At 52.8% G+C, this 14,498-nt stretch carries 15 protein-coding genes; 12 read left to right on the forward strand and 3 right to left on the reverse strand.

The features are described 5' to 3' along the window. The first annotated feature begins 90 nt into the window (after positions 1-90). The 5 genes from VMF88_00985 to VMF88_01005 all read left to right on the forward strand — a co-directional run bounded on the left by VMF88_00985 (position 91) and on the right by VMF88_01005 (position 6,328). Positions 91-639 carry a D-lyxose/D-mannose family sugar isomerase gene (locus tag VMF88_00985; protein ID HTY09618.1) on the forward strand — a complete coding sequence of 183 codons (549 nt, stop codon included), beginning with the start codon at positions 91-93 and terminating at the stop codon, positions 637-639. Position 640: 1 nt separating this feature from the next. Further along, positions 641-1,840, forward strand: a complete 1,200-nt coding sequence (locus VMF88_00990; GenBank protein ID HTY09619.1) for a carbohydrate kinase family protein — start codon at positions 641-643, stop codon at positions 1,838-1,840. A 674-nt stretch (positions 1,841-2,514) separates the two neighbouring features. After that, entirely contained in the window at positions 2,515-4,065 is a 1,551-nt protein-coding gene (locus VMF88_00995) for a right-handed parallel beta-helix repeat-containing protein (GenBank protein ID HTY09620.1), read from the forward strand. 85 nt (positions 4,066-4,150) lie between these two features. Next, the gene (locus VMF88_01000; GenBank protein HTY09621.1) at positions 4,151-4,624 is read left to right on the forward strand and encodes a hypothetical protein; all 474 of its coding nucleotides are present in this window, start codon (positions 4,151-4,153) and stop codon (positions 4,622-4,624) included. Positions 4,625-4,804: 180 nt separating this feature from the next. Beyond that, entirely contained in the window at positions 4,805-6,328 is a 1,524-nt protein-coding gene (locus VMF88_01005; protein HTY09622.1) for a hypothetical protein, read from the forward strand. A 184-nt stretch (positions 6,329-6,512) separates the two neighbouring features. On the opposite strand, the gene VMF88_01010 is transcribed toward VMF88_01005, so the two are convergent. Then, on the reverse strand, positions 6,513-7,424 hold the full coding sequence (locus tag VMF88_01010) for an AraC family transcriptional regulator (GenBank protein ID HTY09623.1): 912 nt from the start codon (positions 7,422-7,424) through the stop codon (positions 6,513-6,515). A gap of 166 nt (positions 7,425-7,590) precedes the next feature. On the opposite strand from VMF88_01010, the gene VMF88_01015 reads away from it, so the two are divergent. From VMF88_01015 to VMF88_01045, 7 genes are read left to right on the forward strand one after another with little or no spacing between them, the layout of a single operon-like run. Then, the gene (locus tag VMF88_01015; GenBank protein ID HTY09624.1) at positions 7,591-8,271 is read left to right on the forward strand and encodes a dihydrofolate reductase family protein; all 681 of its coding nucleotides are present in this window, start codon (positions 7,591-7,593) and stop codon (positions 8,269-8,271) included. A gap of 27 nt (positions 8,272-8,298) precedes the next feature. After that, entirely contained in the window at positions 8,299-9,288 is a 990-nt protein-coding gene (locus VMF88_01020) for an aldo/keto reductase (protein ID HTY09625.1), read from the forward strand. Between the two features lie 16 nt (positions 9,289-9,304). Then, positions 9,305-9,739 carry a cupin domain-containing protein gene (locus VMF88_01025; protein HTY09626.1) on the forward strand — a complete coding sequence of 145 codons (435 nt, stop codon included), beginning with the start codon at positions 9,305-9,307 and terminating at the stop codon, positions 9,737-9,739. Continuing rightward, complete coding sequence (locus VMF88_01030; protein HTY09627.1) at positions 9,736-10,488, forward strand: carboxymuconolactone decarboxylase family protein; 753 nt, start codon at positions 9,736-9,738, stop codon at positions 10,486-10,488. The genes VMF88_01025 and VMF88_01030 overlap by 4 nt, the downstream gene beginning before the upstream one ends. Before the next feature lie 19 nt (positions 10,489-10,507). Next, entirely contained in the window at positions 10,508-11,359 is an 852-nt protein-coding gene (locus tag VMF88_01035; GenBank protein ID HTY09628.1) for an aldo/keto reductase, read from the forward strand. 35 nt (positions 11,360-11,394) lie between these two features. Continuing rightward, the gene (locus tag VMF88_01040; GenBank protein HTY09629.1) at positions 11,395-11,973 is read left to right on the forward strand and encodes an NAD(P)H-binding protein; all 579 of its coding nucleotides are present in this window, start codon (positions 11,395-11,397) and stop codon (positions 11,971-11,973) included. Positions 11,974-12,014: 41 nt separating this feature from the next. Then, positions 12,015-13,031 carry a zinc-dependent alcohol dehydrogenase family protein gene (locus tag VMF88_01045; GenBank protein HTY09630.1) on the forward strand — a complete coding sequence of 339 codons (1,017 nt, stop codon included), beginning with the start codon at positions 12,015-12,017 and terminating at the stop codon, positions 13,029-13,031. Between the two features lie 52 nt (positions 13,032-13,083). On the opposite strand, the gene VMF88_01050 is transcribed toward VMF88_01045, so the two are convergent. Together VMF88_01050 and VMF88_01055 are read right to left on the reverse strand one after the other, a co-directional pair. Then, positions 13,084-13,446: a sulfite exporter TauE/SafE family protein gene (locus VMF88_01050; GenBank protein HTY09631.1), complete on the reverse strand. Its 363-nt coding sequence runs from the start codon at positions 13,444-13,446 to the stop codon at positions 13,084-13,086. Positions 13,447-13,508: 62 nt separating this feature from the next. Further along, positions 13,509-14,423, reverse strand: a complete 915-nt coding sequence (locus VMF88_01055; protein ID HTY09632.1) for a sugar phosphate nucleotidyltransferase — start codon at positions 14,421-14,423, stop codon at positions 13,509-13,511. Positions 14,424-14,498 lie beyond the last annotated feature (75 nt).

Below are 14,498 nucleotides of genomic sequence, written 5' to 3' on the forward strand. Positions count from 1 at the left end.
GCGGTATGTTCGCAACAATTTCAGCCTCGACATATCAGCGACAAAATTTCTTTGATTGTCGACGGCATTCAACCAGCAACGAGGTACTTTATGATCACAGAAAAGCAGCTGCACGAAGCACGCCAAAAAGCCGTCAGGGTTCTTAAAAAAGCCGGCATCGTGACTACTAAAAAGGAACGAGAAAGCATAGAGGTGGCTGATTTTGGTTTGGGAAAAATTGCCGAAACAGGGTTGGAACTGATCGTCTATGTGAATACTGAGAGAGTCTGCGCAAAGGAGCTCATTCTCTTTCCGCATCAGACCTGTCCGGAACATTACCATCCGCCCGTTGGAGACGAAATCGGGAAAGAAGAGACATTTCGATGCCGGTGGGGAAAAGTTTATCTCTACGTCCCGGGCCAGCGGACACCTCATCCAAAGGCGAAGACGCCGAAAGGGAGAGAACAAAACTATACCGTCTGGCATGAGGTCGCACTGAATCCGGGGGACCAGTACACGTTACTCCCCGGCACGCGTCATTGGTTCCAAGCGGGGAATAAGGGGGCGATCGTCTCGGAATTTTCAACGAGGAGCATCGACGAGGCGGATATCTTCACCGACCCTGAAATTCAACGGATGACAAAAGTAAAGGAGCATTAGCGTGAAATCTCGGAAGCTCGATGCCGTCATTGCCGGCCACCTCTGTCTTGACATGTTTCCGGAATTCCTGGACGCGAAGGGCTCCTCGCTCGCACGGGTTTTTATACCGGGGAAACTCACCAACATCGGAGCCATGACCGTTTGCACGGGGGGGCCGGTCTCGAACACAGGCATCGCGATGGATATTCTCGGGGCCAGGGTCGCCCTGATGGCGAAAGTCGGGAATGATTTCATCGGCCGGGCGATCATGGACTTCCTGAAGCGCAGGGCGCCCGGAGCAGAGACGAGGCTTAGGATCTCCCACGGTGATTCGTCCTCTTACTCCATCGTTATCGCACTCCCCGGCACCGATCGCATCTTTCTGCACAATCCCGGAGCGAACGACAGCTTCTGCTACGACGACATCGACTTCGACACGGTTCGGCAGGCCAGGCTTTTCCATCTCGGATACCCCCCTCTGATGAGACGGATGTACGAGGACGGCGGAGACGAGCTGCTCAGGATCTACAGGCGGGTGAGCCGGATGGGACTTGTGACGTCGCTCGATTTCGCTCTCCCCGACCCCGCCAGTCCTTCGGGCCGCGTGGACTGGACCGTCATTCTGAAGAAGGTCCTCCCCTACGTGGACATCTTTCTTCCGAGCGTTGAGGAGGCCCAGTTCATGCTTGACAAGAAGGAATTTTTCCGTCTGCGTCAGGCAGCGCGCGGGAAGGAGCTGATCGAATTCTTCACCGCCGGACACTTGGCGCAGCTCTCTTCGAAGTTTCTCGAATACGGCGGGGGGATCGTGGGGCTGAAGTGTGGAAGCAGAGGGATCTACGTGTCCACGGCCTCCGGCGAGAGGTTGAAAAAGGTCAACGGACTTTCCTCGAAGAGCTGGGCGAACCGGGAAGTATGGATGCCGAGTTACCGTCCGGAAAAATTCGTTTCAGCCGCCGGAGCCGGAGATTCAGCCATCGCCGGATTTCTTGCAGCCTTCCTCAAAGGGAAATCACTCGAAGCCTGCCTCAGCTACGCTTCCATGTGCGGCGCACAAAACTTGCGAACCTTCGATACGCTGAGCGGGCTTGTCAGTTGGAGCGAGACGACGAAAAAAATCAATGGGCGCACGAAGAAGAACACGCTGACGGTCGGTTCGGCCGCGTGGACATATGACCGGAAAGAAAAACTCTGGCGCGGCCCTCGCGACGGCCGGGGATGAACGGCGGTTCACTGCGCTCGGCCGAATTCACTCCCGGGATAGCCTCACGTCGCTGCTGTTCGCACCGCAGCGTTCACGTTCCCCCTGAGGGATTCTTCTCTCGTCCGTGCAACGGGGGAAACACTCAAACGAGACCCGCAATACTTTTTGAGAAAATCTTCAATGAACATTTACAAAATCAATCTGAACCCATCATATAGGACATAGAGTCCTCGTGTCTCGCGCGGAGCCACCCGATGAAGGCACCCGAAACTTGATTTTCGGGTGCCTTCTCTTTTTCCCAGTCCATGTAAGCCTCCCGTCTTCTCGAGGATCAAATCGCAGCAGGCCTTTTGATTCCGTCTTCTATAAGAACGATTCGATCTCGGCAATGCCAATAACATAAATTCGTTTGCAACACTGTTGTTAATTACGACCGCGACTTGTCCGGATAACCAAAATTTCCTCAATCTGCCGGCCTCGCCCTGCTGCCGCAGTTCAGGTTGGTATTTGCTATTTCTTTCGCCGTCGAAATTGGGTCGGCCTTTATCCCACAATCCGACACGGTGTCTCTTCGAGACAAAATTGGCCGTGTACCGTAAAAATATTCGTTGCATCAGTGATCACCCGGTGGTAAATTGTGCCGTCAAAAACAGTCGCGCTCACCGCCAAACGCAGGCACTAATCGAATATCCATGGAAAGCAATCTTATGAGCAAGAACCTCACTCTCCTTCTCTTTGTCATCGGAGCACTTCCTTCTCTGGTGTCGGCCCAGCATTCCGATACACTCCTGATCCGGAATACCGGCATCGACGTTCTCGCAAAAACGATTCTTGGGGATACGCTCTCGGACGGAGGACGAGCCGATGTGAATCGGGTGTATCTCCTGATGAGAGGGGAACGATACGTGAACAGAACAACGATCGCCAACAAAGGCTACCATTTGCGGATCGCCGGCCAGCCTTCTCCCCTTTCCGGAAATGACCCTGGTCCGGCGGTGATCCAGCTCGCCCCCGATTCATTACGGTATCTTTACAACGACCGGGTCACAGATTTGATCATAGACGGCCGCGGAGATCTGACGATATCCAACGTATGGTTTCTCTCGTGGATCGCCTCCGGAGCCCAGCTTTGGGAACCGATTAACGAAGAGAAAGACAGCTCTCATGTCCGGATCGACCGCTGCATCTTCGAGTGGCAGGAAGGTCCGGCAATTCACGTGAGCGGAAGATGGACAAACGTTTATCTTACCAACACACTGTTCCACAACGCAATTTACAAGGACGAGTGGTGGGCGGGGCGGGTTATCTATTATACTTCGCCGGCAGATACCCTCGTGGAGATCAACAACACGCTCGAAAACGTCGGCTTCGGACTGATTCAGTCGCAGGGAATCGGGCTTAATTATTATCTGTGCGATCATAACACCGTCGTAAATTGCGCGAAGTTTTGCTGGCTGGAAAGTTATTACAGCAGGGCGTATATCGCAAACAATCTTCTGGTCAATTGCCATTTCACGGGCGAGAGGATGATAGACCGCCGATTCCAGGATCCCGACACGCTGCTGTACGGCCAAACGATTAACATAGATACTCTTAAAGCGGGGGGCCGGAGGATAACCCAAGCCGAGGCGATAAAGCGCTACGGGAGCGACGCCGTCCAAATCGCAGACGACCACACACTCGAGCCTACAGATCCGCGGGAACTCAGCAGGGTCGTCGTTTATTGCAATAATGCAAGTTACTTTGACACAACCGGCTTCTACCCGTTCTACCGGAGATACAATGCAATGATCCCGACTGAAGCCGGGAAGATCCTTCCTGAACCTGTAGCAAACGCACGCACACAATTGATGTGGTCATGGCATCCCCATATGATCAATCATGGGTCTGTCGATGGGATCGATCCCGGCTTCAAACAAATGCCCGACAATCTGCCACTGATCCTCGCGTTCCTTAACGACATGTACTCGCCTTCGCCAAAGAATGACGTCTTCTGGGGATATGATCCCGACGATCTGAAAGATCCGGCGGCGGCAAGAAACATGACCGTCGTCTATAACAATTCATCCCACGGTAATTATCCGACGAGGGAGGATTTCGCGTTCAGCGATCGAACGTTGCTGGGAGCGGGCCTTGACGGCTATCCTGTCGGCGATTTGAATTGGTTCCCCGACAGGCTGCTTCGGTGGACCATCAACAAAGATCTCGCTTTGATGGCGGAAATGCTTTTGAACGCTAAATGAGTTTTTTTCGACCAAAACCCGACAGGAACACCGCCGACTTCCAACTCACCATAATTCAAACGTCTCATACTCAGAGGAATATCAAATGAAATCTCTACATCGAATCATCTTCGTGATATTATTTTCCGTTCCGTTTCTTGCAGCATATGCACAGGAAAACACCAAACTGCAAGGGGCATGGGAGCTGACTTCCCAAAAAATTGACGGCCAGGAAAAAGTCTTGTCGGGAAGAAGGATACGACTTATCACGGCAAGCCATTTCGCCTGGGTCAAGCAAGATACTAAAATGGTCAAAGAACTCCTGGCGAAGGGAACGGCTCACGACTCTGCCGTCGCATTTCACGATGTCGCCGGGGCCGGAACGTACAAAGTCAACGGAGACACGTACACGGAGACGACCGAATTTTTCTATGACCCGCAGAACCTGGGTTCTTCCATCGATTGGAAGTACAAGCTCGAAGGGAATCTCTGGTATACTTCGGGACACTACATCCACTATAAAGACGGCAAAAAGAACGAGGACCTTCTGATAGAAGAGGTTTGGAAGAAGATTGAATAGAAGAATTTCTTCGCAAGGAAGCCCGTCACGCAACCGGAGTTTTTGACCTGACGCTCATCGTCGGGGAAAAGCCGCCTGTCGTGCGCGGTGGATTACCTTTGCATGGTTTGCATCGCTCAATTTCTTTTCCAGGGGCGGCATATCGGCCGCCGCCGGAATTATCAGGACTGAGATACTCGTATGAATCTATCACACAGCGTTTACTCGGCGTTCATTGTTTGCATCGTACTGAGCGGTTGCGCAGAGCGGATAGAAAAAGAATCCCCTCCGGTCAAAGAGTTCAGATACTTCATCGTTCGGAGCGGAGATAAGCTTATGGACGGAGATCACGAGTCCCGGTTTTTCGGCCTGGCTGCACCAAATATGCAGCAGAATGAATCCCAGCTGAGATCGGACATGACCAATCGTTTCCCCGATGAGTTTGAGATCCGCGATCTCTTCAGCGGCATAGAGCGCGTCGGCGGACTCGTGACCCGGACGTTTACGCTTTCGATCGCTTCGCCCGCCGACAGCGGTCTGCCGGTCTATGTTCCGGCACGACGGACGTATAACGAAGAAGCATTCCGGTGCCTGGACAAGGTTATCGCGCTGGCGTCTGAATACAATATCCGGCTGATCATCCCGTTCATCGCGTCGCAATCGTTCCACGGAATCCGCGGCGTCGACGAGTTCTCTGCATTGTCCGGCAAGCCGCAAGGATCTTTCTGGACGGATGACAATGTGAAAGCCGACTTCAAACACCTTCTCAGTTTTGTCCTCAATAGGAGGAATACGGTCAACGGAAAACTCTATAAGAACGACCCCGCAGTTCTTGCCTGGCAATTGGGGAATGAATTCGGAAGTTACGCGGGGGATCGCAAACTGAATTACGACGATTGGAGCCCGGTAATTCTGCATTGGAGTCTCGAGATGGCCGCATATATAAAAGGGATCGACTCCAACCATCTGATCATCGAAGCCGGCGGCTGCGACCGGAAAGCGCTCATTGCCGACTCAAATATCGATATCATCAGCGACCACCTGTACGAATACTGGAACAGAATGGGAAATCAGCCATGGGTATTGGGGCCGATCGCGCATAATTCCAGGGAAGAATGCAGGGGAAAAAAGCCGCTCGTTGTCGACGAATTCGGACTCGGAAGCACTGAAAACCTGACGAGCCTTATGGATACGATCTGCAATTCGGGGATTTCAGGGGGGCTTTTGTGGAGCATCAGAAGCCACCGGCGCGACGGGGGCTGGTACTACCACAATGAAGGGGGAACGAAGGTAAACTCATTTCACGTCCCCGGATTCGCTGACGGATTTCACTACGACGAAACCGGGATGCTCGACCTCCTCAGACTCAGAGCATACAAAATTCGCGGCATCCCACCGGCCGACATTGAACCGCCGTATCCGGCTCCGGTGTTGATCGTGAAGAATCATGGTTTCACATGGAGAGGTTCGGCAGGAGCGCGGTACTATACGATCGAACGGTCCGAGAGCCCTTCAGGACCTTGGAAAATTCTCGTTACGGGATTGTACGATTCCGTGGTGGAAGATGTCGCGGCGTTTGAACCGAGTGTCGAAGCATCGGAACCGTTGGTGCTCTATCGCGATGTAACCAGGAATAAAGGTGTGCCGTACTATTATCGTATCAAAGCTGTGAATGAAGCTGGAGAGACCGCGTATTCAGACGTCGTTGGTGCCAGCGATCTCTAGGACGGCATGCGAGGGGTTGTTTGTCTAGTCTCCGGTCCGCGATCCTGCCCGCTCATTCTCCCCTCTTGCCCGTTGAACGGAACATCGCAAGCTCGGCGCTGATCTTTTCGATACTTGAATCGATGAAACCGGATGAGCAAATTTTGTTCGCTATCCGGTTTTTTATTTTCTTCCATTGTGCATCTTAATCCTGAGATGGCACCGTCATCCGGAGTCGATCCAAATCACGCATCGGCGGCTGTCCGAAGAGCCGGCGGTATTCCCGGCTGAACTGCGACGGACTTTCATATCCCACCTTGAACGCAACACTCGCCGCGTCCGTTGATTCAAGGCTCAGGATCCTGCGGGCTTCCTGCAGCCTGATCTGTTTCTGATACTGCAGCGGACTCATATTGGTCACCTGACGGAAATGCAGATGAAATGCCGACGGGCTCATGTTTGCCATGCGTGCTAAACTGGCCACACTCAACGGCTCTGCATAATCTCTTTGCAGGTGCTCGACGACCTTGCCGATCCTTTGCGTCTTGCTCCCGACGACCCCTAGTTGCCGGATCTTCGTTCCATACCGGGAATTCATCAAACGGTAATGGATTTCCCGAACGATCGACGGGGCAAGAACATTGACGTCGTTTTTATTCGAAAGCGTTTTCAATAATCGTGCGAAGGCATCTGCGAGTTCCGGCGTTACCCGTTCTACAAAAAATCCCCCCTCAGAACCTTCCTCTTTGACATCGAGAAGCGTTGAGTCGTGGAGTATTTCATAGACGATGGAAGGCTGTAACTCAAGCGTGAGGCCGATGTAGGGCTGCTCGGGCGATGCTTTGGTCACTTGAAAAGTAGCCGGCACATCGACACAACTGACCAGGTAATTTTCGGGATCATACCGGAATACCCTCCTCCCGCTCCACACCTTTTTTTCCCCCTGAAGAACCAGACACACGAGTGTCTCATATCTGCCGGGAACAGCCTCCGATGTTCTGTCTCTTCTGACAACCTTAAACCCCGGAAGAATGGTGGGGTGACTCCCTTCACGGCTGCAGTATTTCATCGCAAGCTCGAGCAGGGTTTTTGCCGTGTTGGAACTTTGACTTTTCATTTTTCGCTCCATACGTTGATCCCAATATAATGAGAGTTAGCACAATTCTCTATAGGTTTGGAGGATTAGGCAATCATTCAACAGTAATAGGATAGTTGTTCACCCAACGGTCCTCTATATTGCCAAAGGATTTGAGAGGAAAACCAAGAGACGAAGGAGTTTCGGTATGAGACCAAGAATCATCTGCCACATGCTCTCCTCGATCGATGGCAGGATCGACGGAAAAATTCTCGACCGTGTCATCGCTAGAGGAGAATATGAAACCACGGGAGCTGAGCTCAAAGGCGATGCCTGGATCTGCGGCAGAACCACGATGCAGCTCCATTTTGCCGACAAGAGGCCGTTTGTTTCCCGGTCCCGAAAACCATCGGGCCCTCAACCTGTGTTCGTTGCCACACGTGCAAAGAGCTACGCCGTTGCCGTGGACACAACCGGCAAGCTTCGCTGGTCCTCCAATGATATTGATGGCGATCATCTCGTGTGCATCGTCAGCGAGCGTGCGCCGCTGGATTATCTCACCATGCTGCGCGGCCGGAAGATTTCGTACATCGTGACGGGCAGGTCTTCCGTCGATCTGGCCAAAGCTGTTCAGCTTCTGCATGAACATTTCGGCATCAAGCGTCTTCTGCTTGAAGGAGGCGGGAACATCAACGGCGCATTCCTCGATGCGGGCTTGATCGATGAGTTAAGCCTGCTCCTGGTCCCGGGCATCGACGGGCGCCGGGAGATCCCGACCGTCTTCGACGGGATGAATCCAAAGCGCAGACACGGTACAGCGCTGCGATTACTCTCAGCGGCCAAACGTAAAGGGGGCACGCTTTGGCTGCGATATCAAACGATCTCATAACAACTATTCTATTATAGAGGCAGAATCATGAAAAAAAGAAAATTGGGAAAAAGCGGTCTGGAGGTCTCGGCCCTCGGACTCGGATGCATGGGAATGAGCTTTGCCTATGGTCCGGTACCGGATAAAAAGGAGATGATCTCACTGATACGGGCTGCCGTCGAACAGGGCGTCACATTCTTCGACACTGCGGAAGCGTACGGCCCGTTCACAAACGAAGAGCTTGTCGGCGAGGCCCTCGCCCCGTTTCGCAAAGATGTGGTGATCGCCACCAAATTCGGTTTCAAATACGGACCGAAGGGAGAGAACCTGGGCCAGGATAGCCAGCCGGCTCACATCAGACAGGTTGCCGAAGCTTCGCTCAAACGGCTGAAGGTCGACGCGATCGATCTCTTCTACCAACACCGCGTCGACACGGACACGCCGATCGAAGACGTCGCCGGCACGGTGAAAGATCTCATTCGGGAAGGAAAAGTGAAACACTTCGGAATGTCGGAGGCCGGGGTGAAGACGATTCGGAAAGCGCACGCAGTACAACCCGTGACCGCGGTTCAGAGCGAGTACTCGCTCTGGTGGAGACGTCCTGAGGAGGAATTGCTGCCGACGCTCGAGGAACTTGGGATCGGGTTCGTTCCATTCAGCCCGCTTGGAAAAGGGTTCCTGACCGGGAAGATCGACGAGAAAACGACCTTTGACAAATCAGACTTCCGCAACATCGTCCCCCGCTTTACACCCGAGAATCGAAAAGCGAATCAAGCAATGGTCGACCTGCTCGCAAACATTGCCAAGCAGAAGAAAGCAACACCTGCGCAGATCGCACTTGCATGGCTTCTTGCACGGAAACCCTGGATCGTCCCGATCCCGGGAACGACGAAACTGACCCGTTTGGAAGAAAATATCGGAGCAGCAAGTATCATGTTGACTTCGGCAGACTTGAGCGACATTACGGCGACGCTTGAACAAATCAAAATAGTCGGTGAGCGTTATCCGGAAGCACTGGAAAAAAGAACAGGACTATAACCATCAAAGGGTCGTTATGAATACTCTAGAAAATCAAAACGCAATTTTTCCCAAAGGTGAAAAAGCATCGGCTGACTATTTCACCGGAACCGCATGGGTGAATATCCTGGTTCCGCGGGATGAGACGGGAAGCTATGCGATAGGCAACGTCGTCTTTGAGCCGGGCTGCCGAAACAACTGGCACAAACACCCCGCAGGACAAATCCTGCTCGTGACCGACGGCAAAGGCTACTATCAGGAAAAGGGGAAACCGGCACGTTTGCTGAAGAGAGGCGATATCGTCGTCATCCCATCTCACGTCGAACACTGGCACGGCGCTGCGCACGACAGCAATTTCACACACCTGGTCGTCACCAACAACTCCAAGAACGGCGCCGTGGAATGGTTGTCACCCGTGAGCGATGAAGAATATTACAGCGTTCAACCTTCACGATCTAAGCCAAAAAAATGAATCTGACAAAAACTGCGATCAAAAACCATGAAGAACTGTTCCCTAACCATCGATCGACGCTCCAACAAACCGACCCGGAACTGATCGAGATCTTTGACAACTTCGCTTTCGACGAAGTTACTAGCTGCGGAGGATTGGAGACAAGGACAAGGGTGATGATGATCCTGGCATCGACTATCGCAAGTCAGGCTTTAAGCGAGTACAAAGTGATGCTCGGCGCCGCTCTGAATGTTGGAGTAATGCCCGTCGAGATCAAGGAAATTCTCTACCAGTCGGTGCCGTACGTAGGCATTGCAAAGGTTCTGGATTTCATTCATGCGACAAACGACTTGATAAAGGGGAAGGGAATACAACTGCCGTTGGAGGGGCAATCGACCACTTCACCAGAAACACGACACGAGAAGGGATTAGCACTACGGAACCGGATCTTCGGCGATACGACAGAAAAAATGTACCGCGATTCGCCCAAGAATCAGCTCCATATTCAAAAATTCTTATCGGCAAATTGTTTTGGCGATTACTACACGAGAAGAGGTCTGGACCTCAAAACACGCGAACTGCTCACGTTTGCCATGCTCGTTTCATTGGGGGGAGCCGAGCCTCAGGTGAAAGGACACATCCAGGGGAACATGAATATTGGCAACGGAAAAGAGATCCTGCTGAGTGTTGTTACACAATTATTACCTTACATAGGATACCCGAGGGCATTGAATGCGATACGATGTTTGAATGAGGTCGAGCCGGAGTAAATGAATCACGAGGAACAGTATGCAAAAAGTTCAGCTAAACAACGGTCTGGAAATGCCCATCTTAGGGTTTGGCGTATTTCAGGTGACGAAGGCCGGTGAATGCGAAGAAGCTGTCTATGAAGCGATACGCACCGGCTACCGTTTGATCGACACCGCCGCTTCGTACGGAAACGAAACGGAGGTCGGCAAGGGGATCAAAAGAAGCGGCGTAGCAAGGGACGAACTCTTCATTACCACCAAACTCTGGATCGAGCAGACCGGGTACGAAAACACAAAGAAGGCTTTTGAGAAGTCGTTGAAGAACCTGCAGTCAGAGTATTTGGATCTGTACCTGATTCATCAGCCCTACGGAGACGTTCACGGCTCGTGGCGGGCAATGGAAGAATTGTATCGGGAGGGGAGGGTCCGGGCCATCGGTGTCAGCAACTTCCAGCCGGACCGGGTCATGGATCTGATAGTCTTCAACAAAGTTGTCCCGGCTGTAAATCAGATTGAAACGCATCCGTTCAATCAACAAACGGAAACTGCCGGATTTTTGAAGGCGAACGGGGTCCAGATCGAATCCTGGGGACCGTTTGCTGAAGGGAGAAACAATCTTTTTCAGAATGAATTATTGGTTTCTTTGGCCGGGAAGTATAAGAGATCAGTCGCTCAGATCGTGCTGCGGTGGTTGATACAAAGAAGCGTCGTCGTTATCCCTAAATCGGTTCGCAAGGAAAGAATGATAGAGAATTTCAACGTATTCGATTTTGAGCTGAGCTCTGAAGATATGGATCTGATCGTATCCCTCGACACGAAGAAAAGCCTCTTCTTCGATCATCGTGACCCGGAGATCATAAAATGGTTCGCGAGCAGAAAGCTCGATATCTAAATTCGTTGATGATCCAAGAGGACAAATCATTGAGAATAAGAAATGTGATCATTCTAGGCGCCAGTGGAAACATCGCCAGGCGTGTCATTGATATCCTGGTAAAAGAGGATGACATCAAACTGACACTGTTTCTGCGTAACAAGAGCAGATTAGGAAACCAAAACATTTCTAAATGCCGCATTGTTGAAGGCAATGTTCTGGACTACGATCAATTGCAAGAGGCTCTCACAGGACAAGATATCGTCTATGCAAATCTTTCGGGCGACCTGGAAGCTATGGCGAAAAATATCGTGAAGGCAATGGGCGAAAAAGGGGTCAAGAGACTCATCTTTATCAGCTCAATAGGGATCTATGATGTTCCTTTGAGGCCCGTATTGAAGCCTTACCGAAAAGCTGCCGATGTCATAGAAGCGTCCGGCCATGAATATACTATTCTGAGACCGACCTGGTTTACCGATGCAGATGAAGTCGATTATGAAACGACGAGAAAAGGCGAGCCGGAAAAGGGATCGGTGATTTCGCAAAAAAGCCTGGCCGCCTTCATCGCATCAATCATCCAGTCGCCGGAAAAATATCGCCGCGAAAGTCTCGGTGTGAACAAACCGAATTCGTAAGCTTCATCATCCAACCGAAAAAAAAGAAAAGAGAAAGAATCATGAAAGCTGCAGTCTTATACGGTCCACGCGACGTGCGTTTCGAAGAACGTGACACGCCGAGGATAACGCATCCGACCGATGCCATCATCAGAATATCCGCCGCCTGCGTGTGCGGGTCAGACCTCTGGCCCTACCGCGGCATCAATCCAGTCACTCAGCCGACGCCGATGGGGCACGAGTACTGCGGCATCGTCGAGGAGGTCGGCAAATCAGTCAACTCGGTCAAACCCGGCCAGTTCGTCATCGGTTCGTTTTTTGCTTCAGACAACACCTGTCCCCATTGCAAGGCAGGCTATCACTCCTCCTGCCAGCACAAAGAACTCGTCGGCGGAGCGCAGGCGCCATTGTTGCGCGTGCCGCTTGCAGACGGGACACTCGTGGCAACGCCGGAAATTCCTTCGCCCGAACTGATCCCGAGCTTGCTGGCTCTCTCCGATGTGATGGGCACCGGTTGGTTCGCGGCCAAGGCAGCAAACGTGAAGCCGGGAACTACAGTCGCTGTCGTAGGCGACGGAGCCGTCGGATTGCTCGGCGTTCTCGCAGCAAAGCAAATGGGGGCCGGGCGGATCATCGCGATGAGCCGCCACCAGTCCCGCCAGAAGCTGGCCAGTGAGTTCGGAGCAACCGACATCGTGACCGAACGCGGCGACGAGGGCGTTGCAAGAATCAAGCAGCTGACGAACGGGGTCGGCGCTGACGCAGTGCTGGAGTGCGTGGGCACCGCGGAGTCCATGACGCAGGCCATCCATTCTACCCGCCCGGGCGGAACTGTCGGCTATGTCGGCGTGCCGCATGGAGTCGAACTAAAGGGGGAAGAATTGTTTTTTAAGCACGTCCGCCTTTTCGGCGGTCCCGCGCCCGTGCGCCATTACCTTCCCGAGTTGATAGAGTTGGTGTGGAATAGGAAAATCAATCCGGGCAAGGTGTTCGATCTGACCCTTCCACTCGAACGGGTGGCAGAAGGCTACCGCGCCATGGACGAACGGCGCGCAATCAAAGCGATGTTGAGACCTTGATTCAAGGAGAACCCCCACGTCATGATGTGATCAAAAGATTATCGCGGTGAGATTATTTTCCCATGACCATCTTCACGCCGATCACGATCAGCACGACGCCGAATCCCTTGCCGAGGGCTTCGTTGGAGATTTGGGTCGCATACCGGGCGCCCACCCAGCTACCGACGATGAAGCCCGCAACAATGATCGCCGCAACGCGGAGGTCAACAAACCCCTGTTTGTAGTACGTCCACGCCGCAAGGATGCCGACCGGCGGAACGAGCAGCGCCAGCGTCGTCCCCTGCGCCTGATGCTGCGAGAATCCGAAAATGAAGACGAGAGCCGGGACGATCAACACTCCTCCTCCAATGCCGATAAACCCGCTGAGCACACCCGCCAGAAGACCGAGAAGAAGATAGCCTGCGTTGATTGCCATGGACATACCTTTCTATAATATCCGTTGCCTTGATTGATTTGTTAACGATCAAACATCTGAACCTACAGCTCGCTGCCGTCGCTTAAATGGGCGAGGTCCGCACGGATCCTTTCGGCATTCCCCCAGTCGCTCCAATAGACGTTGTTGACGCGGAGAACGGCGAGGCCGTGCGCGTCGTGCTCGAGGATCGTCCCGGAGAAATCGACGGACGGAAGGTCCGCATACACCTTCGACACCGTTGCCGCTTCGTGCGGAGAGAGCAGATCTGCATCGATCTTCTTGAACGCCTGGAAGACGGCAGGCGTCAGCAGCCGGAACTTCCTCATCATCGTCGCCCCCGCTCCAACGAACACCATCGTGTTGAGCAAGCAATGCTCGAGCTGCACCGAGCTCAGCTTTTCGCTGTTCGGCTTTTCCAAAAAACGCTTCACGCGGAAGACCTCGTACCCGTCAATATCCGAAATCTTCATGCTTGATTCAATCCATCCGTAGTCGGTCAGGTGTTCCCGCAGCTCGACCCCGAGGAGGAGGAGATACTTCGAATGGTTTTCCACAAACTCCGCGGCCGCAGCAACATTGTCCATGAATCTTTCTTCTTCGATGATAAAATGGTCGGACGGAAAGATGACAACACGCGCGTCGGGGTCCCGGCGGAGAACGTGGAGCAGCGGAAGAAGAATGCTGGCTGTCGTCTCTTTATTCGACGGCTGGAGGATGATGTTCTGCTCTTCAAGTCCGGCCACATCATTCCCCGCGAACGGGGTCTGCTTACTGTTGAGCGTCACCATGATCCGCTCGGGGGGGATCCAGAGCTGCGCTCTGGCGATCGTATGCGCGAGCATCGAGCGCGTGCCGGTGAATGCGCAAAATTGTTTCGGACAGTCGGAATTAAAACGCGAGCGGATGTATTGTTTCAGTCTTCTTCCATCGCCGGCGGCGAGGATAATTCCCCAAACATGATCGTTGCGACGCGGCATACTGCCCTCGCTGATGTACCGCAAATATACAAAATCGTTTTCACATTGTGCAAGCGGGGGGGGCGTTCTGCCGCA

This window comes from Bacteroidota bacterium (assembly GCA_035506275.1).
GTDB lineage: Bacteria > Bacteroidota > Ignavibacteria > UBA10030 > UBA8401 > JAGVPT01.